Source organism: Buttiauxella brennerae ATCC 51605 (genome assembly GCF_001654925.1).
In the GTDB taxonomy this organism is placed as follows: domain Bacteria; phylum Pseudomonadota; class Gammaproteobacteria; order Enterobacterales; family Enterobacteriaceae; genus Buttiauxella; species Buttiauxella brennerae.
Genome location: NZ_LXER01000001.1, coordinates 1 through 26,341, shown reverse-complemented (window position 1 = coordinate 26,341; position 26,341 = coordinate 1). Strand labels below are relative to the sequence as shown.

The 26,341-nt window shown below is 49.9% G+C and carries 21 protein-coding genes and 1 tRNA gene; 7 read left to right on the top strand and 15 right to left on the bottom strand.

Features of this window, described 5'->3' with window-relative positions; translation table 11 throughout:
- Nucleotides 1-6 precede the first annotated feature (6 nt).
- The 6 genes from M975_RS00110 to folB all read right to left on the bottom strand — a co-directional run bounded on the left by M975_RS00110 (nucleotide 7) and on the right by folB (nucleotide 6,088).
- Nucleotides 7-2,595: a glycoside hydrolase family 38 N-terminal domain-containing protein gene (locus M975_RS00110; protein WP_064556562.1), complete on the bottom strand. Its 2,589-nt coding sequence runs from the start codon at nucleotides 2,593-2,595 to the stop codon at nucleotides 7-9.
- 134 nt (nucleotides 2,596-2,729) lie between these two features.
- Nucleotides 2,730-3,857: a PTS fructose transporter subunit IIC gene (locus M975_RS00105; RefSeq protein ID WP_064556561.1), complete on the bottom strand. Its 1,128-nt coding sequence runs from the start codon at nucleotides 3,855-3,857 to the stop codon at nucleotides 2,730-2,732.
- Nucleotides 3,850-4,164, bottom strand: coding sequence for a PTS fructose transporter subunit IIB (locus M975_RS00100; protein ID WP_064556560.1), 315 nt, complete (start codon nucleotides 4,162-4,164; stop codon nucleotides 3,850-3,852). The genes M975_RS00105 and M975_RS00100 overlap by 8 nt, the downstream gene beginning before the upstream one ends.
- Nucleotides 4,146-4,646: a hypothetical protein gene (locus M975_RS00095; RefSeq protein ID WP_064556559.1), complete on the bottom strand. Its 501-nt coding sequence runs from the start codon at nucleotides 4,644-4,646 to the stop codon at nucleotides 4,146-4,148. The genes M975_RS00100 and M975_RS00095 overlap by 19 nt, the downstream gene beginning before the upstream one ends.
- A 148-nt stretch (nucleotides 4,647-4,794) precedes the next feature.
- On the bottom strand, nucleotides 4,795-5,613 hold the full coding sequence (gene bacA / locus M975_RS00090; protein ID WP_064516058.1) for an undecaprenyl-diphosphate phosphatase: 819 nt from the start codon (nucleotides 5,611-5,613) through the stop codon (nucleotides 4,795-4,797).
- 106 nt (nucleotides 5,614-5,719) lie between these two features.
- A complete protein-coding gene (gene folB, locus M975_RS00085) occupies nucleotides 5,720-6,088 on the bottom strand; it encodes a bifunctional dihydroneopterin aldolase/7,8-dihydroneopterin epimerase (RefSeq protein WP_064516056.1) in 369 nt (122 codons plus the stop codon).
- 107 nt (nucleotides 6,089-6,195) lie between these two features.
- On the opposite strand from folB, the gene plsY reads away from it, so the two are divergent.
- Entirely contained in the window at nucleotides 6,196-6,813 is a 618-nt protein-coding gene (gene plsY / locus M975_RS00080) for a glycerol-3-phosphate 1-O-acyltransferase PlsY (protein ID WP_064556558.1), read from the top strand.
- 35 nt (nucleotides 6,814-6,848) lie between these two features.
- Here the strand turns inward: plsY and tsaD are convergent, their stop codons facing one another.
- A complete protein-coding gene (gene tsaD / locus M975_RS00075; protein ID WP_064556557.1) occupies nucleotides 6,849-7,862 on the bottom strand; it encodes a tRNA (adenosine(37)-N6)-threonylcarbamoyltransferase complex transferase subunit TsaD in 1,014 nt (337 codons plus the stop codon).
- A gap of 247 nt (nucleotides 7,863-8,109) precedes the next feature.
- Here tsaD and rpsU point away from each other — a divergent pair, with 247 nt between their 5' ends.
- From rpsU to M975_RS00055, 4 genes are all read left to right on the top strand, one after another.
- Nucleotides 8,110-8,325, top strand: a complete 216-nt coding sequence (rpsU, locus tag M975_RS00070) for a 30S ribosomal protein S21 (RefSeq protein WP_001144069.1) — start codon at nucleotides 8,110-8,112, stop codon at nucleotides 8,323-8,325.
- Between the two features lie 166 nt (nucleotides 8,326-8,491).
- Nucleotides 8,492-10,237, top strand: coding sequence for a DNA primase (dnaG, locus tag M975_RS00065; protein ID WP_064556556.1), 1,746 nt, complete (start codon nucleotides 8,492-8,494; stop codon nucleotides 10,235-10,237).
- Between the two features lie 154 nt (nucleotides 10,238-10,391).
- Nucleotides 10,392-12,230, top strand: coding sequence for an RNA polymerase sigma factor RpoD (gene rpoD / locus M975_RS00060; RefSeq protein ID WP_064556555.1), 1,839 nt, complete (start codon nucleotides 10,392-10,394; stop codon nucleotides 12,228-12,230).
- Nucleotides 12,231-12,437: 207 nt separating this feature from the next.
- Nucleotides 12,438-12,513, top strand: a tRNA-Ile gene (locus M975_RS00055).
- Between the two features lie 66 nt (nucleotides 12,514-12,579).
- Here M975_RS00055 and M975_RS00050 read toward each other — a convergent pair.
- From M975_RS00050 to M975_RS00040, 3 genes are read right to left on the bottom strand one after another with little or no spacing between them, the layout of a single operon-like run.
- A complete protein-coding gene (locus M975_RS00050) occupies nucleotides 12,580-15,840 on the bottom strand; it encodes a type I restriction endonuclease subunit R (RefSeq protein WP_064556554.1) in 3,261 nt (1,086 codons plus the stop codon).
- Nucleotides 15,837-17,201, bottom strand: a complete 1,365-nt coding sequence (locus M975_RS00045) for a restriction endonuclease subunit S (protein WP_064556553.1) — start codon at nucleotides 17,199-17,201, stop codon at nucleotides 15,837-15,839. The genes M975_RS00050 and M975_RS00045 overlap by 4 nt, the downstream gene beginning before the upstream one ends.
- Nucleotides 17,201-19,552 (bottom strand): type I restriction-modification system subunit M, encoded by a 2,352-nt coding sequence (locus tag M975_RS00040; protein WP_064556552.1) that lies wholly within the window; start codon nucleotides 19,550-19,552, stop codon nucleotides 17,201-17,203. Before M975_RS00040 ends, M975_RS00045 begins: the two co-directional genes overlap by 1 nt.
- Before the next feature lie 295 nt (nucleotides 19,553-19,847).
- Here M975_RS00040 and M975_RS00035 point away from each other — a divergent pair, with 295 nt between their 5' ends.
- Nucleotides 19,848-20,561 carry a DUF2461 domain-containing protein gene (locus tag M975_RS00035; protein WP_064556551.1) on the top strand — a complete coding sequence of 238 codons (714 nt, stop codon included), beginning with the start codon at nucleotides 19,848-19,850 and terminating at the stop codon, nucleotides 20,559-20,561.
- A 91-nt stretch (nucleotides 20,562-20,652) separates the two neighbouring features.
- Nucleotides 20,653-21,837, top strand: coding sequence for a purine ribonucleoside efflux pump NepI (nepI, locus tag M975_RS00030; RefSeq protein ID WP_064556550.1), 1,185 nt, complete (start codon nucleotides 20,653-20,655; stop codon nucleotides 21,835-21,837).
- Between the two features lie 52 nt (nucleotides 21,838-21,889).
- Here nepI and tauD read toward each other — a convergent pair whose 3' ends face one another.
- The 5 genes from tauD to M975_RS00005 all read right to left on the bottom strand — a co-directional run bounded on the left by tauD (nucleotide 21,890) and on the right by M975_RS00005 (nucleotide 26,145).
- Complete coding sequence (gene tauD, locus M975_RS00025) at nucleotides 21,890-22,738, bottom strand: taurine dioxygenase (protein ID WP_064556549.1); 849 nt, start codon at nucleotides 22,736-22,738, stop codon at nucleotides 21,890-21,892.
- On the bottom strand, nucleotides 22,735-23,562 hold the full coding sequence (gene tauC / locus M975_RS00020; protein ID WP_064556548.1) for a taurine ABC transporter permease TauC: 828 nt from the start codon (nucleotides 23,560-23,562) through the stop codon (nucleotides 22,735-22,737). Before tauC ends, tauD begins: the two co-directional genes overlap by 4 nt.
- Nucleotides 23,559-24,326 carry a taurine ABC transporter ATP-binding subunit gene (gene tauB / locus M975_RS00015; RefSeq protein ID WP_064556547.1) on the bottom strand — a complete coding sequence of 256 codons (768 nt, stop codon included), beginning with the start codon at nucleotides 24,324-24,326 and terminating at the stop codon, nucleotides 23,559-23,561. The genes tauC and tauB overlap by 4 nt, the downstream gene beginning before the upstream one ends.
- Before the next feature lie 10 nt (nucleotides 24,327-24,336).
- A complete protein-coding gene (tauA, locus tag M975_RS00010; RefSeq protein ID WP_064556546.1) occupies nucleotides 24,337-25,308 on the bottom strand; it encodes a taurine ABC transporter substrate-binding protein in 972 nt (323 codons plus the stop codon).
- Nucleotides 25,309-25,671: 363 nt separating this feature from the next.
- The gene (locus M975_RS00005; protein ID WP_064556545.1) at nucleotides 25,672-26,145 is read right to left on the bottom strand and encodes a VOC family protein; all 474 of its coding nucleotides are present in this window, start codon (nucleotides 26,143-26,145) and stop codon (nucleotides 25,672-25,674) included.
- Nucleotides 26,146-26,341: the final 196 nt, after the last annotated feature.

Sequence of the window (26,341 nt, the reverse complement as noted above, 5' to 3'; positions counted from 1 at the left end):
TCACCCTCAAAAAGTGATGACAAAAGTGGCTGGCGCGCACGTAGGCACCGCTTCTTGATGGATTTCCAATGCAATTTCTGCAAGCGTTGCCGGGGTGATGGTTCCGCTGGTGATAACTTCGCCACACGGTATTGAAGCCAACGTTGGGTTCCAGCCGCGTACCACCAGCGCATCGCTGTGCTGGGCTTTTTTAAGCACGCTGAAATGAAGTTCACTGTCCCAGTTCAACACGCTGAAATGCGGTGGGAACACGCGGCCATGCGGATTAGTACGAAAACGTGACCAGCCCGTGGCAAGCCAGGCATGCAGGTTGCCGCGAGCGTTCTCAACATCACGCCAGAAGGCGCTATCCGCACCGTTGTTCATCGCAAGCAGACTGAGTTTGAAATGGTGCATGCCTTGTATTTGCGACTCAGGTGACGGCAACACCATCCCGGATGCGCGACCTGGGCGGTAAGGCATGTTCGCCTGCCCAAGCCAGCCGACACTGCGCAGTAAGGTCACGGCGATAACATCTTGTCGGTCTTCAGGAATTTGATATTCGCGCAGCCCTTCTGTCACCGCGCATAACCCGCGATGAGCGTCATGCATCATGACCTGGCTTTGCATTGGATAGAGCGCAACCGGCGCCTCCGTCCACTGCTCCTCTTTCCATACCGCCATTTCCGGCGGCTGGTTGTGGCGCTCAATCAGGCCGAATGGCTGATCGGCAAAATGAACATGCTGCTGAACACCGGTTGGTAGCAGAACTTGCAAGCGATGGTCGTGCGCTGTGTTGTTGACGCTTATCGCCACGTCCAGCCAGCGATTTTTATGCGCGAGCGTCAACGTCATGCTGATATCGAGTTCCGCATCAGCACGGTGCTCATTGCGGGCAGTCAGATCAGACGGTACGGCCATCTGCCAGGTCAGCGTCAAACAGCTTTGCAGAAGTCCTTCCTCGCCACGAACCGAGGTCAGGAAATCATTGCTGCTAATTAGCCAGTCATCGAAAGGTGGCGAGTAGTTGTAGTTGTCGCCTGCGTCACCGCCGTCCACCAACTGCAAAATATTGTGGTAAGTCTGCTGGCTGCGTTTATCGGTTAGCGTCAAAACCCCTTGTTCATCTGCCTCCAGACGCAACCATTCGTTTTCGAGCTTAACTACCGCCGCAGCCTGCGGGCTAAATCCTGCGCTCACACCTTCTTGCAGATATAACGTCTGATAACCGCATGCCGGGATCTCTGACACTTCAAGCAGCAACTTGCATTTGCGATACCAGGTGGTTTCAGTACTGTTTGAGAGCTCCTGAACAATGATCGACATGTCCTGGCGGCCTTCTTCAACAATCTGCCAGCGGCATTCGTGGCCTGCGCCGTCGACCACACGGAAATCTTGCTCGGGGGTGAAAATGGTCAGCTCAACCAGCCCGTGACGTGTTTGTGGGCGGGCATTAAAGATGATGATTTTCTTGCCGTCTTGCTGCGCCGTAATCCCTTCGGCGAGCATTTTCATATTCAGGTCGATAAGCTGGTTCGCCATTTCGAGGCCAGACTCGAGGCGGTTTTTGACCATCGCGTTCACCCGGTCTGAGTTGCAACCACCGATGCTGTCATGAGCGTGAGATTTCATCGCTTCTCGCCAGATGTTATCCACCGCGCTTTGCGGATACGGCAGGCCAAGCCGCCAGTTCACGGCCAGCAAGGGTTCGAGATGCTGGCTGAGCGTCTGTTCGAGTTGCGCATTCAGCTGTTTAATGTCCACGCGAGTCGAAAAAATGCCGCGATGAATACGCATGTATTTCGGGCTGATAAGCTCGCCCTGGTAAACAGGAAGCGCGATTTGGGTACTTTCCAGTGCCTGAAAAAACTGGCTGAAACTGCTGCGCACGTAGCGATATTCATCCTGCTGCTGATTAAGCTTATCGAGCATCTCCGGTACGCGATATTCAAACGGCGACTGATCGTTGCCGTTTGGCAGTAATACATGGTCGGTAGATGAAAATCGGGTTTGCTTCGCCAGAATTGTTTCCAGTGCTTTTTGGGCTTGCTGTGGTTCATCCGGCAGCCATTTGGCACAGCCGTAACCCCACGGCAGCACGGCGGTGGTGACTTTGCTACCATCAGCGCTCAGCCAGCTAAATTCACTGTGCGGCACGTTGTATTCGCTCCAGCCACGCCAGATAACGGCGCTGTCGATTGCGAACTGTTGCAGGAACATGGGAAGTTGAGCACTTTGGCCGAATGAATCAGGGACATAACCCACCGGCATTGTTTCGCCAAAACGCTGGCAATCGGCGTGGCCGAGCAGCAAATTGCGGGTAATCGACTCCGCGCCGACGACCAGAAAATCGCTTTGCGTATACCATGGGCCTATCAAAATCCGACCCTGTTCGATTAAGTTACGCAGCCGAATCTCCTGATCGGGCGCCACACTTAAATAATCCTCAATGACTACCGTTTGCCCATCGAGAACGAATGGCCCTAATGTTTTATCCGCTTCCAGGCGTTGCAAAAGATCGTCCATAAAATAATAAAGCACCGCTTTTGAATCATTCTCGGTGAAATACCATTCGCGATCCCAATGTGTATGTTGTACCAGATGAACCGTTTTCATATATCAACCTCACCATGGCGAATCTCTATATTTAATAATCCGCCATGGCTTTATTTAAAATGCAGGGAACCCTGAAGCTAAAAAGCCTCACTGTTATTTACCTTTCTCTTTTTAGCGAACCATTAAATAAACGGTTAGCGGCTCACTTTAAATTTTGGTGCCGGTGCTGTAGCCTTTTCTTGTTTACTGGTTGTGATATTCGACTGACGAAACACTAGCAAAGAACCGACCGCCACGATGGCAGAACCTACGGCAATCGAAAGAATGTAGATTGGCCAACCATCCACGGCGAGCCAGCCATAGAAACCGGATATCGGTGCGTGGTTAACAGCCCCTAAACCAACTGCCATTGCCGCGCCCGTTGCGGTGCCTATTACGTTGATAATGATGATTTTAGGATTGGCCAGGGCAAACGGGATCGCGCCTTCGGACACGCCGATTAAACCCATCAATGTGGAAGCTTTCCCTGCTTCTTGCAGAGATTCCGGGAAACGGTGCTTCCAGATAAGAGAAGCCACACCGAGACCAATTGGCGGGATGATAATCGCCACCTGTGCTGCTGTATTTGGGTCATAAATACCGGAAGCCAGTAGCGCCATCGCCGTAGTGACTGCCGCCTTGTTTACCGGGCCACCAAGATCAAAGCCCACCATGCCACCGACTACTGCGGCCAGAATAACTTTGTTGGTGCCTGACATCGCCAGCAGCCAGGCTTCCATACCGTGGTTAAGCGCTGCCAGCGGGGTGCCAATCACAAACGCCATGATGATGCAGGTCAGCAGCGTGCCGCCCACCGGCAGAATAAATATCGGCCCTGCGGAAGCGAGCGAGCGGGGTAATTTAACTTTCGCAGTTAGCAGCCGGACGACATATCCCGCGACGAAACCCGCAGCCAGTGCCCCCAGAAAACCCGTACCAAGATTGCTGGCCAACAAGCCACCAACCATGCCCGGTGCAATACCCGGTTTATTGGCGATAGCAAAACTGATGTAACCCGCCACAATCGGCAGCATCAATGACAGCGCCAGGCCGCCGAAGCCATCGAATTTATGCAGCATTTGCACAACGATGCTTGCCGCCTGTTCATGGCTGGCATCCCAAATGTTATCGATGCCATACATCGAAGCGCCAATACGGGCGATGCCCATAATCACCGCCCCAGCAATGACAAACGGCAGCATGTAGGACACGCCCGTCATAATGGCGTTTTTCACTTCTGTCCCCGTTGAGGATTTCGCTCCGCCACCCTGAAATTTAGCCATGATTTATCTCCTGCTCGATGGCTTCAAAGACGGCATCGCCAAACTTAATCGGGTCTGCCACGCTGCATTCCAGCTTCAGCATGCCATCAAACCGCTCTTTGTTGTTGATAGCGACATCAGCCGCGATGATCACGCCATCAGCGCGGGCAAGATCGTCTGCGGTGATTTCGTTTTCAGCCCCCATACTGCCCTGAGTTTCGACTTTAATTTCATGACCACGGCTCTTGCCAGTCATTTCCAGCGCTTCAGCGGCCATAAATGTATGGGCAACACCTGTTGGGCAAGCAGCTACACAAACGATATACATAATGATTTCTCTCTTATATAGGGTATGGGCAATAAAAAAAGCACAATGGCTGGGAGGCGCATTGTGCTTTTTAAGCAGTAAAACAATGTGTTATTGGAATCTGAATTGGCGTCTGACTCGCCACTCAAACGGTGGCAAACCAGTAATTGATGCACACTACGGGTGGAGAAACTGAACGCCAGTTCATGGCGAAGTTGTGTCACCAGTCGTGCCTGAATTGTGCGGTTTACGGTGCTGGAAACGGGCGGGTTCGGCTGGCATTTCGAGGCGGCGAACAGGCTTTCGCCCGCACAACCCCACAAGCGTGACCAGCCACCAGAAAACTCATCTTCGTTATTTTCTTGCTCAGATTCGTCAGCAGCACTTAACGACTGAACTGAGTTAAAACAGCAAAGCCCACCCAGCACTGATCTCACGCTGCTGAATTTCCCCAGCAGGCACAAGAAACAATAACTGATAAATTTAAGGGCTATGGATGACATATTCTCTCCAGATATGAATGGATGATAATAGTCAGTAATGATTCAGGGTAATGTGATTTTTCGCACAATTTCTGCATTACAGTTATCTTGTGCTAACAAATAAAAAAGCCACTCTTCGTGAGTGGCTTTTATTAAAAAATAATTCGTTTTAGAAGAAGACGAAATACACCACTGCGGCAACAGCAAAACGATAAATCGCAAAAGGAATAAACGAAATACGTTTGATAATTTGCAGGAAGGTTTTAATCGCAATCAGTGCAACGATAAATGCCGTGATAAAACCAACGGCAAACATTGGCAGGTCAGCCATGGTTAAGAAGCCGATGCTCTTATACACATCCAGCACCGTGGCACCCATCATCATTGGCACCGCCAGCAGGAAGGAGAACTCAGACGCTGCATAACGGCTAACGCCCATCAGCATGCCACCAGAAATAGTCGCACCGGAACGAGAAAAACCCGGCCACAAAGCTAAACACTGGAAACAACCGATCGCAAACGCCTGGCGATAAGTCATGTCATCCACGCCTTCTGCACGCGGAACTTTAGGTTTGAACACTTCCGCCACAATCAGCAATACGCCACCGACGACTAATGCGTACATGACGTTTATAGGGTTAAAGAGTGATTTAATGGCATCGTGGAATACCAGCCCCAGAACCACAGCAGGCACCATACCCAGCAAGATATGGATCAGCGATAAACGCCCTGTTCCAGTGCCTTCGTGCGGCTGGCGGCCAAAATGAATGCCAATCAAGCCAAACAGGCGGCGCCAGAACATCACCACAACAGCTAAGATCGAACCAAGCTGGATTACCACTTCAAATGTTTTCGCGGTATCACCTTCAAATCCCAGAAGATGACCAACAATAATCATATGGCCGGTGGACGAGACGGGTAAAAACTCCGTTAACCCCTCGACAACACCAAGAATCGCGGCAATAACCAACGAGTGCAGATCGCTCATTAAAAAAATCCTCTAACCCCAAAAACAAACATTAAAAAAGCGGCATCTGCCGCGAAAGATCACAGTTAAGACCAGGTTACCTACTTTTGGTTTAACTATGATGAACTTATTTACTGAGTTTAAGATTAACGCCACGCTCAATCACCACGCCAACATTCGCGGCCTGTGCCACAGCACCTGGCTTGCTGACTTTTAACCTGACCCAAGGTGAGTTAAAGCGAGTCAGCAGCAATTGCGCTACCTCTTCAGCAACGCGTTCTACCAATGCAAAGCGACCACCAGAAACATGGCTTATCACTGCTTCGCTAACATCGGCATAGCTTAAACAATCATTTACATCATCGCTGCTGGCGGCCTGGCGGTTATCCCATGCCATTTCGATATCGAATACCAGCTTCTGGGAGATCGTTTGTTCCCAGTCATAAACACCAATCGTGGTGATTACAGTAAGTTGCTCTATAAATACAATGTCCATCACGCCCTGCCCGGTTTTTAGTCACGCCAGATACCACTTCCGGCGAAATATGCGTATTATCCACAGATGCAGAGAATACAACGACACTTTCAAAATGGAACAGCGTTATGAGTGCAATCGCGCCTGGCATGATCCTTCTTGCGTATCTTTGCGGCTCAATTTCTAGCGCCATCCTGGTCTGCCGAATCGCGGGGCTTCCTGATCCGCGGCAAAATGGTTCTGGCAATCCGGGTGCGACCAATGTCTTACGTATTGGCGGTAAAGGCGCAGCCGTAGCGGTACTGATTTTTGACGTTCTCAAAGGGATGTTGCCCGTCTGGGCGGCATACGCTCTGGGCGTAACACCATTCTGGCTGGGGCTTATCGCCATCGCTGCCTGTCTTGGCCATATCTGGCCGGTTTTCTTTAATTTCCACGGTGGTAAAGGCGTTGCAACAGCGTTTGGTGCCATTGCCCCTATCGGCTGGGACTTAACCGGCGTGATGGCAGGAACCTGGCTGCTGAGCGTTTTACTCAGCGGTTATTCGTCAGTGGGTGCAATTATCAGCGCACTGATCGCGCCGTTCTACGTCTGGTGGTTTAAACCGCAGTTCACCTTCCCGGTAGCCATGCTTTCATGTCTGATTTTGATGCGTCACCACGATAACATTCAGCGGTTATGGCGCGGGCAAGAAACCAAAATCTGGAAGAAACTGCGCAGAAATAAAGACAAAAAAAAGGAGTGATTGCTCACTCCTTCTCGACTAATTCTGCAAAGTTTTTACGCCGCAGGTAACTCTGCCAGCGGCCAGCGTGGGCGAACGGTTACGCTCAATTCCCCTGCCGTTCCCGCTTTAAGACGAATCATGCCTGCATAGGCGATCATCGCGCCATTATCGGTGCAGAATTCAGGACGCGCGTAGAACACTTCCCCACGGCGTTTTGTCATCATCTCTTCCATGCGCACTCGCAGTGTGCGGTTTGCACTCACACCACCCGCCATGACCAGACGTTTGAAACCTGTTTGATCCAATGCGCGTTTGCATTTAATTGCCAGCGTATCCACAACGGCATCTTCAAACGCACGTGCGATATCGGCACGGGTTTGCGGGTCGGCATCATTGCCACGAATGGTGTTCGCCGCAAATGTTTTCAGGCCGGAGAAGCTGAAATCAAGACCAGGGCGGTCAGTCATCGGGCGTGGGAACATAAAGCGCCCTGCAGTGCCTTGTGATGCCATTTTTGACAGCATCGGGCCGCCGGGGTAATCCAGCCCAAGTAATTTAGCCGTTTTATCAAAGGCTTCACCGGCTGCGTCATCAATCGACTCACCCAGCAATTCGTATTGCCCAATTCCGGTAACACTGATCAACTGTGTGTGACCACCGGAAACCAGCAATGCGACAAACGGAAACGCTGGCGGGTTATCTTCCAGCATCGGCGCTAATAGATGCCCTTCCATATGATGAACCGGCACAGCGGGAACATCCCATGCAAACGCCAGCGAGCGACCAATCGTTGCCCCCACCAATAACGCACCGACCAAACCAGGCCCTGCGGTATAGGCGACTCCGTCAATATCTTTTGCGGTTAATCCTGCTTCTTTTAAAGCTGCCTGAATCAATGGCACGGTTTTGCGCACATGGTCACGGGAGGCAAGCTCCGGCACCACGCCGCCGTAGTCAGCATGTAATTTAACCTGACTATACAATTGATTAGCTAATAACCCGTTTTCATCGTCATAAATGGCGATGCCAGTTTCATCACAGGATGTCTCTATACCCAGTACGCGCATGGCTTTCTCTACCTCGAAGTTCTGGCGCGAAGTTTAAGCCTACAGGCTCTCATTGTAAAACTTTGCTAACCTGAGGCGTCCAGGTGGTGTATAATCCACGCCCCTGGAAGATTCCGGCCTTAAAAGCCAGGTTTCTGGTTGTCCGGTGCTTTACAAAGCAGCAGTAGTTGCAGTAAAATTCCGCACCATTTTGAAATAGCTGACGCCTAAGTCAGCGGCAAACCGAATTTATCAAAGGTGAGAGTTAATGCCGGTAATTAAAGTACGTGAAAACGAGCCATTCGACGTAGCACTGCGTCGCTTCAAGCGTTCTTGTGAGAAAGCAGGTGTTCTGGCGGAAGTTCGTCGTCGTGAGTTCTATGAAAAACCGACTACCGAACGTAAACGCGCTAAAGCTTCTGCTGTGAAACGTCACGCGAAGAAACTGGCTCGCGAAAACGCACGCCGCACTCGTCTGTACTAATTTCTTGGGGGTTCACTCCTCCAAAACAGACTAGTAGTAGTTGTAAAGGCCGTGCTTCCGAAAGGAATGCGCGGCTTATTTTCGTTCATGAACTGACATACTTCTGCACTTTCAATCTGCATCTTCATCGCAAACCTGAAAGATCGCCGAGTACCAAACGGGGCCTATGGCTGGACGAATTCCACGTGTTTTCATCAATGACTTGCTGGCTCGCACCGACATCATCGATCTGATAGATGCCCGTGTTAAGCTCAAAAAGCAGGGCAAGAACTACCATGCGTGCTGTCCGTTCCATAACGAAAAAACCCCCTCTTTCACCGTAAACGGTGAAAAACAGTTTTACCATTGCTTCGGCTGTGGGGCACATGGCAACGCCATCGATTTTTTAATGAACTATGACAAACTTGAGTTTGTCGAGAGCGTTGAAGAACTGTCGGCAATGCACAATCTTGAAGTGCCTTACGAAGTCGGTAGCGGACCAAGCCAGATTGAGCGTCATCAACGGCAAAGTCTTTATCAATTGATGGATGGCCTGAATGCCTTCTATCAGCAATCTCTGAATCAACAATCAGCTGAACCTGCTCGCCAGTATCTGGAACGGCGTGGTTTAAGTGCTGAAGTTATTCAACATTTCGCCATCGGCTATGCCCCTCCCGGTTGGGATAACGTCTTAAAGCGTTTTGGTGGAAATAGCGAAAACCGTCAGGCTCTGACGGACGCAGGCATGTTGGTAACCAACGATCAGGGGCGCAGTTACGACCGCTTCCGCGAAAGGGTGATGTTCCCCATCCGCGACAAGCGTGGCCGGGTAATTGGTTTTGGTGGCCGTGTGCTGGGCGATGGTCAGCCGAAATACCTGAACTCCCCGGAAACCGATATTTTCCATAAAGGCCGCCAGCTCTATGGCCTGTATGAAGCTCAACAGAGCCAGCCAGAACCAGCACGTTTATTGGTTGTTGAAGGTTACATGGATGTGGTGGCACTGGCGCAATATGGCATTTCTTACGCCGTTGCCTCACTGGGCACCGCAACCACCGCCGACCATATCCAACTGCTGTTCCGGGTGACTGATACCGTTGTCTGTTGTTATGACGGGGATCGCGCAGGGAGAGATGCCGCATGGCGTGCTCTGGAAACTGCACTACCTTATATGACAGACGGGCGTCAGTTACGCTTTATGTTCCTGCCGGACGGTGAAGACCCCGATACGCTGGTGCGTAAAGAAGGAAAAGAAGCATTTGAAGCGCGAATGGAACATGCCATGCCGCTTTCTACGTTTCTTTTTAATAGCCTGATGCCACAGGTCGATTTGAGTTCACCTGATGGCCGAGCGCGTTTGAGCACCCTTGCATTACCCCTGATTACTCAGGTACCTGGTGAAACTTTGCGCATTTATCTGCGTCAGGAACTGGGAAACAAACTGGGTATTCTGGACGATAACCAGCTTGAAAAGCTGATGCCAAAGCTTGCGGAAAGCAATACCCCGCGCCCGGCTCCACAGCTAAAACGCACAACCATGCGTATACTGATAGGACTACTGGTTCAGAATCCAGAGCTGGCACCGAATGTGCCACCGCTAAATGGTCTGGAACAGGCGAAGTTGCCAGGGTTGAAACTCTTTATCGACCTGGTTAACACCTGTCTGGCGCAACCGGGTATCAACACCGGGCAGCTTTTAGAGCTATATCGCGGCACAAATGAAGCCGCCACCCTTGAAAAACTCTCTTCATGGGACGATATAGCAGATAAGGACATCGCAGAAAAAACATTCAACGATGCACTGGAACATATGTTTGATTCCGTGCTGGAGTTGAGGTTTGAAGAATTGATGGCACGTTCCAGAACGACGGGGCTTACCCCGGTGGAGCGTGAGGAAGTCCGTGTGATTACACAATCGCGCGCGAAAAAGTAAATCTTATCGGCTTAAGTGCCGAACATTAATCGGGTCAAACCCGAACGCCGCAAGGAAGGGCAGCGGCAATAAAATAAGTCAGCCCTCGTTACGTTATTGTTGGCGGTTTCGCCGACCGACACCAACCCTAATACTGAAGTGTGGATACCGTCTTATGGAGCAAAACCCGCAGTCACAGCTTAAACTTCTTGTTACCAAGGGCAAGGAGCAAGGCTATCTGACCTATGCCGAGGTCAATGACCATCTGCCGGAAGATATCGTCGACTCTGATCAGATCGAAGACATCATCCAAATGATCAATGACATGGGCATTCAGGTGATGGAAGAAGCACCTGACGCCGATGACCTGTTGCTTGCTGAAAATTCAAACAACACAGACGAAGATGCGGAAGAAGCTGCCGCTCAAGTACTGTCCAGCGTAGAATCCGAAATCGGGCGTACTACTGACCCGGTTCGCATGTATATGCGTGAAATGGGTACCGTTGAGCTGTTAACCCGTGAGGGTGAAATCGATATCGCTAAGCGTATCGAAGATGGTATCAACCAAGTGCAGTGCTCCGTTGCCGAATATCCGGAAGCGATCACTTATCTGCTTGAGCAGTACGATCGTGTTGAAGCAGAAGAAGCTCGTCTGTCTGATTTGATCACCGGATTTGTTGACCCGAATGCTGAAGAAGATCTTGCCCCTACCGCCACTCACATTGGTTCTGAGCTGACTAGCGAAGAAAACAGTACGACTGACGATGAGGAAGATGAAGACGACGACGCGGACGATGACAACAGCATCGACCCAGAACTCGCTCGTGAGAAATTCGGCGAACTGCGCACGCAGTACGAACGTACTCGCGACACCATCAAAGCGAAAGGTCGTGCTCACGCAGATTCCGCAGCTGAAATTCAGCAACTGTCTGAAGTATTCAAACAGTTCCGCCTGGTGCCGAAGCAATTTGACTACCTGGTAAACAGCATGCGCGTCATGATGGACCGTGTTCGTACGCAAGAACGCCTCATCATGAGATTGTGTGTTGAACAGTGCAAAATGCCGAAGAAAAACTTCATCACACTGTTCACTGGCAACGAAACCAGCGAAACCTGGTTCAACGCGGCCATCGCAATGAACAAGCCATGGTCTGAGAAGCTGCATGACGTTTCTGATGACGTGCATCGTAGCCTGCAGAAACTGCAACAGATTGAAGAAGAAACCGGCCTGACCATTGAGCAGGTTAAAGATATCAACCGTCGTATGTCCATCGGTGAAGCGAAAGCTCGTCGTGCGAAGAAAGAGATGGTTGAAGCAAACTTACGTCTGGTTATTTCGATAGCCAAGAAATACACCAACCGTGGTCTGCAATTCCTCGACTTGATTCAGGAAGGCAACATCGGCCTGATGAAAGCGGTTGATAAGTTTGAATACCGTCGTGGTTATAAGTTCTCTACTTATGCAACATGGTGGATTCGCCAGGCTATCACACGCTCTATCGCCGACCAGGCGCGTACCATCCGTATTCCAGTGCATATGATTGAGACAATCAACAAACTCAACCGTATTTCGCGCCAGATGCTGCAAGAGATGGGCCGTGAGCCAACGCCGGAAGAATTGGCTGAACGTATGCTGATGCCGGAAGACAAAATCCGTAAAGTGCTGAAAATCGCTAAAGAGCCAATCTCCATGGAAACGCCAATCGGCGACGATGAAGATTCGCATCTGGGTGATTTCATCGAGGATACCACCCTCGAGCTGCCACTGGACTCTGCAACATCAGAGAGCCTGCGTAATGCGACTCACGATGTGCTTGCGGGCCTGACAGCGCGTGAAGCGAAAGTTCTGCGTATGCGTTTCGGTATCGATATGAACACCGACCACACGCTGGAAGAAGTGGGTAAACAGTTCGACGTTACCCGTGAACGTATCCGTCAGATTGAAGCGAAGGCACTGCGCAAACTGCGCCACCCAAGCCGTTCTGAAGTACTGCGTAGCTTCCTGGACGATTAATCTTATCGCCCTTCTAAAAAGCCCTCCTCGTGAGGGCTTTTTTATGCCTGCACGAAAACAATTCCCATCTGTATTCCTTCCCTTATTGCCTGCGAAAATACCAGAAGTGAAAAGTATAAGAGTTTGATTAGGCTTTGATTATAAAAACAGCAGATGTCACGCAATCACTGGATTGAAGCGCCAAGTTACATTATAATCCTGCGCCACGGCCCCTTAGCTCAGTGGTTAGAGCAGGCGACTCATAATCGCTTGGTCGCTGGTTCAAGTCCAGCAGGGGCCACCAAATAAAACAAGGAGTTAGATGAGAAATAGTCTAACTCCTTTTAGTTTTCGGACGTAATCTGCCTGATTAGCGAAGACTCAGATCCCCCTTCATCACATCGAACATCATTCGCGCAAACCCTTTCGACATTTCCGGGTTAGACAGGTACTGCATCATCATTTCTCGCTGGGCGTTGTTGCAGTCCATAATCGCGTCATCAATCGCTTTAGGAAAATCGCCCAACATCGCTTGCTCAGAGGTATTGTTTGCCAGTTGCGTCATGACCGCCTGGTTTTCCGATAACTTGTCACGCACCATATAGACGCAGCTGAGCATGTCTTTGTCCGTGAGATTATCAGTGATAAACAGGTCGTTCAGGCGTGCCAGAATATTCGACAGAAACTGTTCTTTCTTATCCTTCGGCTTGGCTGTACCGATGTCATTGCCCGGTTCGATTTTGTACTCTTCGGCGTCTTCTTGAAGTTTTAGATGCTGTTCGTGCAGTTTCGATAAGCGATAATGACTCATCTCCACGTTACTTAAATCAATCTCATCTTCTTCGATACGCTGCTCATGAAGCAGTGGCCGCAGATGGCGTGCGAACAGGCTGAGCTTCTCTAGCTCTTTGTCATCGTACTCAACGAGTTGCGACATAAATTCATAAAAACGGACAAAACTGCCGAGATCTTTCTTGAAGATATCCAGCTTGTCTTTCTCTTGCTTGCACTGTTTGAAGCTATTTTCAGCATTGGTGGTCAGCACCACATCATTGGTTTTTTTCGTGCGCTCAAAAATCTCTTTTGCCTGCTTATATGCCTCAATCGCAGAGAGGTAACGCTTTTTCCAGCGCTCAACAGCAGGCTTGCAGATATTGCTTATCGCGGCGTTAGATTTGTTTTTCGTGAAGAAGGCGTCACAGAACTGCTCGACTTCATTCCACTGGAAGATGCCGCTGGTGCGGAGTTTCTGGAACAACTCGAAGACTTTTTGCGGATCGCTGACATCCGTCAGTTCAGCCGTTTGATAGTAAGGCTGGAAGGCCCCAAGAATTTCTTCGGGTTCGTTGTAGAAATCGAGAACGAAAGTACCCGACTGCGCCTTGCCCGGATAGGTGCGGTTCAGACGAGATAACGTCTGTACGCACTCCACGCCACCCAGTTTTTTATCCACATACATGGCACACAACTTCGGTTGGTCAAAACCGGTCTGGAACTTATTCGCCACCAGCATTACTTGATAATCATCGCTATCAAAGGCTTTGCGCATATCCCGGCCTTTCAGCCCTGGGTTCATATTGGTTTCGGTAAACTTCTGGTTCAGCAGTGCGAGGCTATTGTGGTCACTCTCCACAAATTCCACTTCACCAGAAAACGCGACCATGGCGTTAATCTTCTGGTAGTTGTTCTCCGCAATGTATTTATCAAACGCCAGTTTGTAGCGCACCGCCGCTTTGCGTGAACTGGTGACGACCATCGCCTTGGCCTGCCCACCCAGTAAATGCATTACATGTTTGCGGTAGTGCTCAACAATCACTTTTACTTTTTGCGAGACGTTGTGTTCGTGCAGCACGACCCACTGGTTCAGTTTGATTTTGGCTTTTTTACTGTCCACTTCCCGGTCAGGGTCGTCCAGTTTTTGCAGCAACTTATACGCCACTTTGTAGTTGGTGTAGTTCTTCAGCACATCAAGAATAAAGCCTTCTTCGATGGCCTGGCGCATGGAGTAAACGTGGAAGGCTTCCGGCTTATTAGTTTTTGATGCGGGTTCGAGAGGGTTCGGACGGCGGCCAAATAGCTCCAGCGTTTTGGCCTTTGGTGTGGCGGTAAACGCATAGTAGTTAAGATTACTGCTGTTTTTACGCGCCGCGATGGTGGCATCGAGGATATCTTCCGAAGACAACTCCACATCGTCATCCGCTTCGTCTTTCATCAGCACTTCTTTGAGCTGACGCGCCGTCGAACCGCTTTGTGATGAGTGCGCTTCATCAGCAATTACCGCATATTTGCGCTGTTTGAGGCTGACACTGTTTTCGATGGCTTTCAGTACGAACGGGAAGGTCTGAATGGTAACGATAATAATCGGCTGTGAGTTTTCCAACGCACTGGCGAGCTTTTCTGATTTTGAGCCATCGCCTTCTTTATTGTTAATGCGCCCGACCACGCCATCCGCATGTTCAAACTGGTAAATCGTGTCCTGAAGCTGATCGTCCAGCACGGTACGGTCCGTGACCACAATTACCGAGTGGAACTGCTTCTCGCCTTTCTCATCATACAGCCGGGAAAGCTGGTGGGCAGTCCAGGCAATAGAGTTAGATTTCCCGGAACCTGCGCTGTGCTGGATCAGATATTTATGGCCAGTGCCTTCATCTGCGGCAGCGCTAATCAGTTTATTCACCACATCCCACTGGTGGTAACGCGGGAAGATCAGGCTCTCTTTTTTAACTTTCAGCCCGTTCCAGTCTTCTTTTTCTTCAATTTGCAGATGTACAAAACTGGCGAGGATTTTCAGCAAATTGTCCGGCAGCAGGACTTCATTCCACAAATAGCTAGTGGCGTACTCTTTTTCATTTTCGGGGATTTCATTCCCCGCGCCGCCTTCTTTGGTGCCTTTGTTAAACGGCAGGAAGAAGGTGTCATCACCCGCCAGTTTGGTGGCCATAAACACTTCATACTGGCTGACTGCAAAGTGCACCAGTGCGCCACGTTTGAAGGTGAGCAGCGGCTCAGGTTTGTTGGTTACCGGGTCTTTCGGCAAACGCGTTTTCTTATATTGTTTAATCGCGTTATGTACCGCCTGTTTGAACTCAGATTTCAGCTCAAGTGTGGCAATCGGCAGGCCGTTGATAAACAGCACCAGATCGATACGCCACTTCTTGGCTACTGAGACAGTTTCATCCAGTGCCGCTTTGGTGGCATACGGGCTATAAACCAGTTCCGGCACCACACGGCAGATATTCTGTTTATAGCGCGCCAGAGTTTCCGGGTTGAGATTATGCTCGGGTTTAAACTGGCATAGCGAAAAACGGGCATTGTGGCTTTTGATTCCATGACGTAATACGCCCAGCGTGCCGTAAGTACGCGACAGTTGGTCGGTGGCGTTGTTATCGGCTTTTTTAAGTTGCGCCACCAGCAAATCAAGGAAATGGCGTTCGGTATCGGTGGGGTAAATCTTCGAGAATTTTTCCCATTCCAGCGGCTGAGTGCTTTGCACAAAGACGATGGCATCCTGCGAGTACAAGGCACGTTCGCGGTCATAGGCTTCTGGTTTGCCACGAATCCAGCCTTTGTCTTCCATCTGAGCTATCATTTCAACCTGGAAAATCAGCTCTTTGGTGGTATCCATACTCATGCGGTAGCTTCCTCTAATACCTCGATATCGCTGGTGTCTGGTGCAACCCAATCACGCACGTCTATTTTGCCGGTGACGGCGGCGGAGATAAGGGCGGTGCGGCGCTCTTTAAGTAACTCAATCTGGATTGTTGATAATCTCGACAGATTGTCATAATTATTTCTGATGGACTCTAGATATTTTACGATTGCATCTTGTTCATGTTTAGGAGGTAACGCTAATGGTGCTTCGCTTACATTACCCAAGCTCAACCCTTCCTTTAGCCCATATTGTGCAACATCAAAGAATGAACGCCCGACAGATGATGCAAGGCTATAACCCAGAAATGCAGAGTTAATAATAGATGTATTGGGGCGAATCAAACTCAGATGTTGATTAATGTAGGTTGATTGAGAAAGCTCAGGGACAATAGCAACCCGTCCAGTATTTGCACCAGTAATACATACAACAACATCACCCGTGAACAGTCTGGTACGTACACCCTCAGCATTTTTAGGTGGTGATACTCGTTTTGCTTTATCTAGTTGCAGACCAAGTTCATTATTTAAATCACCACTTTGAAGAAATATTTCATTTCCTTCATCAGTAATAAAATCAGACCAACCTCTTGGGCCAGAAGTAATAAATGAAGATATTTGCTTTACTCGAACCGATACCCAATGCTCCGGCACTTCCCCCAGCCACTCAACACCCGAATCTTTCATCGGCACTTCAGAATTTAGCCCTTTCGTAACAGCATGGCTAATCACTGCCTGACGTTTTTCTTTTAGCAGTTCAATCAGTTGCTGCTGCTTCTCGATTAGGTTATCGATATTTGCGGTTTCGTGATCGAGAAATTTCAATATATTACTTTGCTCGTCTTTACTAGGTAATGGTATAATCTGCCCTTTGATATCGTCCCATTTAATAGCGGATCTATGCTCAAGAATTCCATTCCCAAAAGTAGCCAAATGCTTTTGAAATGGTGTGTTTTCAAAAATACGAAGTGCATATCTTTTTAAAGTATTTTGCCTTGGTTCTAAAATTATATATACAGGACTACAAACCCCATCAAAAGGAGACATGCCGTATGAACCAATTCCATAGTTCATGCTATTGATGACTAATTGCCCTTTTTTAACAATTTTGCATTTCGTTAAATCATCTGGCTTTTTATTCCCTACGTCACCTTTGTCTTCATAACGAATAACACCCACACTTGCCATCAAGGAAAGATAATTCTGGATTTTCCCATCATGATTTTTATCAACAATATGTGATACCGCAGTACGGCATGGTATCTGTTGCCAATGTATTGGGTGACTCTCAAACCACTCAACCCCAGAATCCTTATATTCCGGATACGCCTTATATTTAGCCATCAGGAGTGTACCTCCTGCAGCAGCTTCATTATCTCGGCGCTGACGGCATCCAGATCGGCATCAATCTCTTCTAAAGGGCGTGGTGGTTGATAGACATAGAAATGGCGGTTAAACGGAATTTCATAACCGACAATCCCTACTTCATTGTCTTTGGCATCGCGCTTATCGGCATTAATCCAGGCATCGGCCACGTGCGGCAATACTTCGGCTTTAAAGTAGTTTTCAATCAGGTCGCTGGTGGCGATGGTTGGGTTTAGCGGTACGTTTTCGTTATCACGCAAATCGCCGTCCTGCTCGAACTCCACCACTTTTCCCTGGTATTCAAATGCGCCGTACAGCGGTTGGGACGCTTCTTTCAGCACCTTTTTCACTACCGGTTCAGCGGCAGGATTTTTGGTGGTGATGGCATCAATAAACTGTTTGTTCTCTTTGGTATCGAGCTTAACGGCTGCGGTTTTTATCGCACTTTTCAGCGTCAGCTGGAATTCATTAAAGTCATTACTCACCCGCTCTTTACCGCCCGCTTTAGCACCCAACGTCACCTGGATTTGCTGCGCTTTATCCATCAATGCGCGTTGTGCAAGCCACAGCTTGGTGTCGAGCAAGTCTTTAATTTGCTTCTCTTTCAGCTCTGCAAATTCGGCTTTGATAATGGCGCGGGCTTCAACTTCAATCTCGGCAAAATTACCGTAGTTATCACCTTGCCACCGTGTGGAAAACTCCTCATACAAGCATTCCATCGGCGCATTAAACGGTTTGGACGCAAAACGCAAAGTGGCAATTGCTTCATCGGTAATTTGTGCAGACAAACGCAGCGGGCGCTCGATGGTCAGGCGGCGGTAGCCAAAATCAGTGCTATTAAAGATTTTGCTGGCGAAGGTTTTCAGCGCTTCGGTTTTGGTGGTAGCAGACTGGCGACCACGGTTAGATTTTTGTTCAGGTGCTTTTTCAAGACCCAACTCTTCAAGAGAAGTCGCATCCACCACTTCAAACTCACCAAAGGTACGGGTGATAAGCTTGATATCGTCCTCGCCCATCAGGTTACGCTTGGAACCTAAAGACTTACGCATCTTGCCGCACAGGTTGGTGCCATCAATCAGCTGGACTTTGCCCTTACGCTCGGCTGCTTTCTTATTCGACAGAATCCATACGTAAGTCGCGATGCCGGTGTTGTAGAACATATCCGTTGGCAACGCTACAATGCCATCCAACAAATCCGCTTCCAGAATATAACGGCGGATTTCGCTCTCGCCGCTACCTGCGCCACCAGTAAACAGTGGCGAACCGTTAAGGATAATACCGATTCGCCCACCGTTGCTGGCCGAGCTACCATCGCGCATTTTGCTAATCAGGTGCAGTAGGAATAACAACGATCCATCAGACACCCGCGGCAGGCCTGGGCCGAAACGCCCGTCAAAACCTTTATGTTGATGTTCGTCGTTAATCTCGCCTTCAACCTTCTTCCAGTCCACGCCAAACGGCGGGTTAGAAAGCATGTAATCAAACTTGCCTTGCGGCAGCTGATCGTTGGAAAGGGTGTTGCCCAGTTTGATGAGGCTAACATCCTGGCCTTTAATCAGCATGTCGGCTTTACAGATGGCGTAAGACTCTGGGTTTAGTTCCTGCCCGAAAGCACGCATCACCGCATTCGGGTTCTGGCTATGCATGTATTCCATGCCAGACGAGAGGAAGCCCCCGGTGCCCGCCGTAGGGTCATAAATCGTGCGGATGATGCCGTCTTTCGATAGCGCATCATCATCATCCATAAACACCAGTGAGGTGGTCAAATGCACGATATCGCGTGGAGTAAAGTGCTCCCCGGCAGTCTCATTTGAACTCTCCGCAAAGCGGCGAATTAACTCTTCAAATACCTGTCCCATCTCATGATTAGAAATGGCTTTCGGGCTCAGATCAGTAGTGGCGAATTTCTTAACGATTTTGAACAGTAAGTTGGCATCGTCCAACAGGCCAATAAACTCACTGAATTTAAAATACTCAAAAATTTCGCGCGCATCCTTTGAGAAACACTGAATATAGTTTTCCAGGTTTTCTTTGATGTCGTTCTGCCCCAACTTGTCGAGATCCATCGGCGAGATGTTGAAGAACGACAAGCCTTTGGTCGCGCGTAATAGAAATTTCTCTCGCCCTTCTTCTGGTAACGGGCTGGCCTTCAGCTTATCAGCTTCGGCAACAACAGCATCTTTGCTGGGGGCTAGCACACATTCAAGACGGCGCAACAAAGTAAAAGGCAGAATCACACGTCCGTACTGGGACTGCTTAAAATCACCACGAAGCAAATCAGCGACAGACCAAATAAAGGCAGCCATTTGAGAAAATTTAATATTAGACACAACGATACCAAAGGGAGTGAAGAATAGATGCGATTACATATAAGCGATTTTATATCGTACGATATTGATATACATCGCTTTAAAAAAGGTTTTCAGGAACTGCTTTTGAGCCAATGAAATAAGATGAATTTACTTTTACGCCATTAATATAAATTATCAATGTATTAGCCATCAAATAATAAGTTAAAATTATTTAATAAATACCAAGCCTGCTAATTTTTCAAATCATCAGTGTTTGGCATACTGAGACTCTGCTAACATCCGTATAATTGGCATTAATAAGGGTTCATCAATAATGGCGACTCAAACACCTAAAACCCCCACATCGGCAGGTACAACTTTTAGCGCGGCGAGTCTGCAGTTCCTGAACAAGCTCGCGCAAAACAACTCCCGCGATTGGTTTAAAGAACATCAGGAGGAGTACGAAAGCACAGTGCGCACTCCTGCCCTGCGGTTTATCGAGCAGATGCAGCCGGGCATTCTGGCCATTTCATCGAAGCTTACCGCCGTGCCAAAGAAAGTCGGTGGCAGTCTTATGCGCCCGCAGCGTGACAGCCGTTTTAGCAAAGATAAAACACCTTATAAAACCAATGTCGGGATTCAGTTCCGTCATTTCCAGGGAAAAGATGTGCATGCTCCGGGGCTCTATCTCCATATTGCCCCTGAAGGTTGCTTTATTGCCGCCGGAATTTGGCACCCTGAATCCAAAGCCTTAAATGCCATTCGCCAATGCATTGATGAAAACCCCAACGCTTATCAAAAGGCGTTACAGGAGCTACAAAGCCAAGGGTTTATCATGGATGGCGACAGCTTAAGCCGCCCGCCAAAGGGCTTTGATAAAACCCATCCTTTGCTTACTGAATTGAAGCGCAAAGATTTTATCGCGTTGAAAAACATCGATTTCGAAGAGCTGTGCAAACCGGATGCTATCAATTTCTGTGCCGAACAATTTCAGCATTGCTCGCAATTGATGGCCTATCTCTGTTTTGCCCTGGAACTTGATTTCTAAAACATATCGAAAAAGTTGCCAAAACGTTAAATGCATCACACTTACGATGCTACACTACGCGGCTTTATTGGAAGCAGCGCCGGGTGGATAAATGAGTGAGCATGTAGAAGTGATAAACGAGCCAGTGGCCGTAACACGGCCTAACTGGTCGGCGGTTTTTGCCGTGGCGTTTTGCGTCGCCTGCCTGATTACCGTTGAATTTTTGCCGGTTAGTTTGCTGACACCCATGGCACAAGAGCTTGGAATTTCCGAAGGCGTTGCCGGGCAGTCTGTTACCGTCACAGCTTTCGTGGCGATGTTCGCCAGCCTCTTTGTGACCAGTATTATTCGCTCCACCGACAGACGCTACGTAGTCATTCTGTTTTCCGTGCTGCTCACCCTCTCCTGCCTGCTGGTTTCTTTTGCAGATAACTTCACCATGCTGCTGATTGGCCGCGCCTGTTTAGGGATTGCCCTCGGCGGCTTCTGGGCGATGTCAGCCTCTTTAACCATGCGCCTGGTTCCGGTTCGTACCGTGCCAAAAGCGCTGTCGGTTATCTTCGGGGCTGTCTCCATCGCACTGGTAATCGCCGCGCCATTGGGCAGCTTCTTAGGCGGTATTATTGGCTGGCGTAACGTGTTCAACGGTGCAGCGCTGATGGGAGTGGCCTGCATCATTTGGGTGTGGAAAGCACTGCCGTCGCTGCCCGGTGAATCAACGCAGCATAAGCAAAACATGTTTGGCCTGCTTAAACGCCCGGGCGTACTGGCGGGTATGACGGCAATCTTTATGACCTTTGCCGGGCAATTTGCCTTCTTCACTTATATCCGCCCGGTGTATATGACGCTTGCAGGGTTTGATGTCGACGGCCTGACGTTGGTGCTGTTGAGCTTTGGTATCGCCAGTTTTGTTGGCACTTCGCTTTCAGCGGTATTCCTCAAGCGTTCACTCAAACTGTCGCTGACCTGCGCTCCGCTGATTCTGGCACTGAGTGCGCTGGTTCTGGTGTTGTGGGGGAGCGATAAAATCGTCGCATCAGCAGTTGCCATTATCTGGGGCTTTGCCTTTGCTCTGATTCCCGTTGGTTGGTCGACGTGGATCACCCGTTCACTTGCGGATCAAGCAGAGAAAGCGGGATCTATTCAGGTTGCGGTGATCCAGTTAGCAAACACCTGTGGAGCGGCAATTGGCGGGTTGGCTCTGGATAATCTCGGCATAATTTCGCCGCTGGTGTTGTCAGGGAGTTTGATGTTACTGACAGCGTTGTTAGTAGCGGCAAAGGTACGAGCAAAATAACTGCGTCGGATGGCGCATTGCTATCCGACCCGCTTCACCCACCAAAATCCCATTACCCTCGCCAGAAAGGCTTATCCCCCAGAATCGTTGCGCGATGCATGATGCGGCGAGCGGGGAGATAATCAGCATTCGCATAATGCTGCGTGACACGGTTATCCCAGATAGCGATGTCGTTTTCCTGCCAGCGCCAGCGAACCTGGAACTCCGGCTTCGTAATATGTGCAAACAGGAAGGCGAGCAGCGCATCGCTTTCTTTTTGCGAGAGGTCGACAATCCGCGTGGTGAACCCCTCGTTAACAAACAGCGCCTGCTTGCCGCTTACCGGATGGGTACGCACCACTGGATGCAGCAACGGCGGATTCTTAACAACCGCCTCACGCCAGCGCTGATGCTCTTCTTCGCTACGGAGATGTTTATATTCCGGGAATGATTTGCGGAAATCGTGTTCTGCTTTTAGCCCTGAGAGCAAGCGCTTGAACGGTTCTGAAAGTGCCTCGAACGCAGCAATGCCACTGGTCCACAATGTATCACCGCCAAATTCTGGAAGCTGTTTTGCTGCCAGTATCGCACCGGCTGGCGGCGTTTCGATAAAGGTCACGTCGGTGTGCCAGTTATCGTTATCAGGCGGGTTATCGTTGTGCGTATCCAGCACGATAATCTCCTCCACGCCTTCCGCATGTGGATAAACCGGGTGGATATGCAGATCGCCAAACCGCTGTGCCAGCGCACGTTGCTGTGCAGGTGTAATAAGTTGATCGCGCAGGAACAGTACCTGATGGCGGATCAGCGCGTGGTAGAGCTGCTCAAATTGGTTATCCGTTAAGCCTCGGCTCAGCGTTAAACCACTAACCTGCGCACCGATGTAAGGCCCCAGTGGCGTAATATTCACTTTCTCGCTCATTGCCCTTCTCCATGCCATGGGGTTAAACGGCGCTGCAATGCCCGTAACCCAAGTTCTAAACAGAATGCGATAACCGCAATCACACCAATACCCGCAAGCACTACATCAGTTGCCAAAAACTCACCCGCCGATTGCACCATAAAACCTAATCCACGCGTTGCGGCGATAAGTTCAGCAGCAACCAGCGTTGACCAGCCGACACCAAGCCCAATACGAAAACCGGTTAGAATTTCCGGCAGCGCACCAGGCAAAATCACATGCCAGACAACCTGGAGTCGTGATGCCCCCAAAGCTTCGGCAGCACGAATGCGAACCTGTTTTGCGCTGCGCACTCCCGCCATGGTCGACATCGCGACAGGCGCAAATATTGCCAGGTAAATCAGTAAAATCTTCGAGGTTTCACCGATGCCGAACCAAATCACCATCAGCGGTAAATAAGCTAGGGGCGGTACCGGGCGATACAACTCAATCAGCGGGTCGAGAATGCCGCGCACTGTCGGGTTTAGCCCCATCGCGATACCCACGGGAATACCAATTAATACCGCAGCGAAAAGTGCCGTGAGAATGCGTAGCAGGCTGGCGGCGAGATGCTGCCAGAGTGTTGCATCCATAAACCCCTGCGGCCCGGCGATGCTAATTAGCTTTGTCAGCACCTGAAATGGCGGCGGTAAAAATAAAGGGCTCACCCATTGCTGTGCTGCAACCCACCACCACAACAAGATGATTGTCATCACCGTCGTGAGGCTTAACGTTATCTGGCGCGAGAACGGCCAGCGCAACGCCAGCCGTTTGTGGCGGGCTTTATCCTGAATAACGATGCTCATAAGAAGCCCTCGCGCAGTTCAAATACCCGGCTCAGCACGTACTCGCGCTTCGCGATAAATTCCGGATCGGATTTGATGCTGCGGCATGGCTCACCCGCGGTGAACCGACGGCCAAAATCGAGCGGCATACGCTCCAGCACACGCCCTGGACCCGGTGAAAGCAATACCAGCTCGGTTGCGAGAAACACGGCTTCTTCAATGTCATGAGTAATCAACAACACCTGGCGGCGGCTTTCATGCCACAGCTTGAGCAGCAAAGTCTGCATTTGCTCGCGGGTAAAGGCATCCAGCGCACCAAAAGGCTCATCGAGCAGTAAAAGCTGTGGGCGCGTGGCGAGTGCACGAGCAATCCCTACTCTCTGGCGCTGCCCGCCGGAGAGCTGCCAGATGGCACGTTTCGCCTTATCTTCCAGCCCCACTTTACGCAACATATCGAGCGCAATTTCCTCACGCGCAAGCTTTGGCTGCCCGGCAAGTTGCAAACCAAATGCGACGTTATCCAGCACCGTGTGCCATGGCAGTAACCCTTCATTCTGAAACACCACACCGCGCTCAGCACCAGGTCCCGTGACCTGTTTTCCCGCAAGTGTAATGCTGCCAGAGTGATAAGGAACAAAGCCAGCTATCAGGTTCAGCAGCGTAGTTTTTCCGCAGCCAGACGGGCCGAGAACTACCAGTAACTCGCCTTCGTCCACGGTCAGATTGATGTCGTTGAGAACCGTTTTACCGTCGAAATCTGCGCTTAAATGCGAAACCTGTAACATGGCTAACTCCTTACTGCGCCAACGGTTTTACGAAGCGGTCAGTAACGAACTGGCTGTAATCCGTTTCAACGGCCGGGACTTTGCCTTGCGCTTTGAGGAACTGAGCGGTATCGACAATCGCTTTATTTACCGGGCCGCTAAGTTGCTCAGTTTGTTGGTTCGCGGTGAGGTAAGTATTTCCCTTCACCAGCACTGGAACATCACTTTCCGGCACACCGCTCAGGCGTGAAAGCTTGCTCAGGTTATCCGGCTGTTTCAGCCAAACGTCAGGATTGTCGATATAGTTTTTCTGCGCGGCGAGAGCGCTTTTGGCGAAGGCTGCGACAACTTCTGGATGCTGTTGCGCGAAGTCTTTACGCACAACCCAAACATCCAGAGTTGGAGCGCCCCACGTACCCACTTGTGCAGAATCGGTCAGCACTTTGCCCTCTTTTTCCAGCTCGTTAACCGCAGGTGCCCAAACATAAGCACCGTCAATATCACCGCGCTGCCAGGCCGCAATAATCGCCGGAAGCTGAAGGTTAAGGATTTCTACCTCGCCAGGCTTAATCCCCCAGTGTTTCAGGGCCGCCAGCAGGCTGTAATGCGTGGTGGAAATAAACGGCACGGCAATACGCTTGCCGATAAGATCTTTCGGGCTGGAGATACCTTTCTTCACAACCAGTGCTTCGGAGTTACCCAATTGTGAGGCGAGCAAGAAGACTTCGATAGGCACATTCTGGCTTGCCGCCACAGCCAGTGGGCTGGAACCGATATTGCCAATTTGTACATCGCCTGATGCCAGCGCACGAACCACACTCGCGCCACTGTCGAATTTACGCCATTCAACTTTTGCTCCGCTGTCTTTGGCAAAAGTGTTATCAGCCTGCGCGACCTTGGCGGGTTCAGCAGAAGTTTGGTACGCGACGGTCACATCCACCGCGAATACTGGCGTTGCAATAAGGGCAAGCGTAGCCAGCCAGAGAGAATGTCGTTTTGCCATGAGGAGTGCTCCTGTATCGATGATGGGAGCAGTATTTCCAACTGCGGCGATTAGATAAAAGAATTAAAAATTATCGCTAATGCTTTTATGTTTTTAGATGAAATACAGGGAAGGATAGTTGGGAGATGGGAATGGAATAGCACTCAGAAAAAGAAGTGGATCCAATCTGCTTGCTGGCAATAATAGTGAGTTCGCCCTCGAAACCTGACCTTTTGCTTCATGTTTATGTTGCCGGTCACAGCTCGAATTGACTCATAAGATGGGTAACCAGGTCGTTACGGAAGGATATTCTTAAGCCGGGAATTTATGCAGGGTCCCCGGCCCGGTTATTGCGGGAGGTTTAGGGCCGAGTGCTTCGGCTCGTCAACCCTGTATCGCGGCTTCGATAGTAGCAATGTCTATTTTCTTCATCGACATCATCGCCCCAAACGCACGCCTGGCGGTGTCTCCGCCCGTCGCCAGGGCTTCGGTCAGAATGCGCGGGGTAATTTGCCAGCTAACGCCCCATTTATCTTTGCACCAGCCACATTCGCTTTCCTGGCCACTATTTCCGACGATTGCATTCCAGTAGCGGTCCGTTTCAGACTGATCTTCGGTGGATATTTGAAAGGAAAAAGCTTCACTATGCTTGAAATGTGGCCCGCCATTGATACCTATGCATGACACACCTGCGACGACAAATTCGACAACTATTGTGTCGCCAGCTTTACCATCCGGATAATCCCCGGGAGTCGGGATCACAGCATTAACGCTGCTGTCTGGAAAGGTCGCAGCATAAAAATGAGCAGCGGCTTCCGCATCATGATCGTACCAAATACAGATAGTATTCTTAGCCATAAGATAGCCTGCTTGTGGTATTTCTTACCGGATGGCACCGATACCTGTGCGCTCAGTTCCGGTAACCGTACTCGCAGTGCCTTACCAGCATTGCGCCTTTGGTGGTTTTTCAACCATAAGTATGTACCGGATCGGTTTTTTGTGGTTGTAAAAGGCACTTTCTGTGGTCTGAATCGCTTAAATGACCAGAGAATTT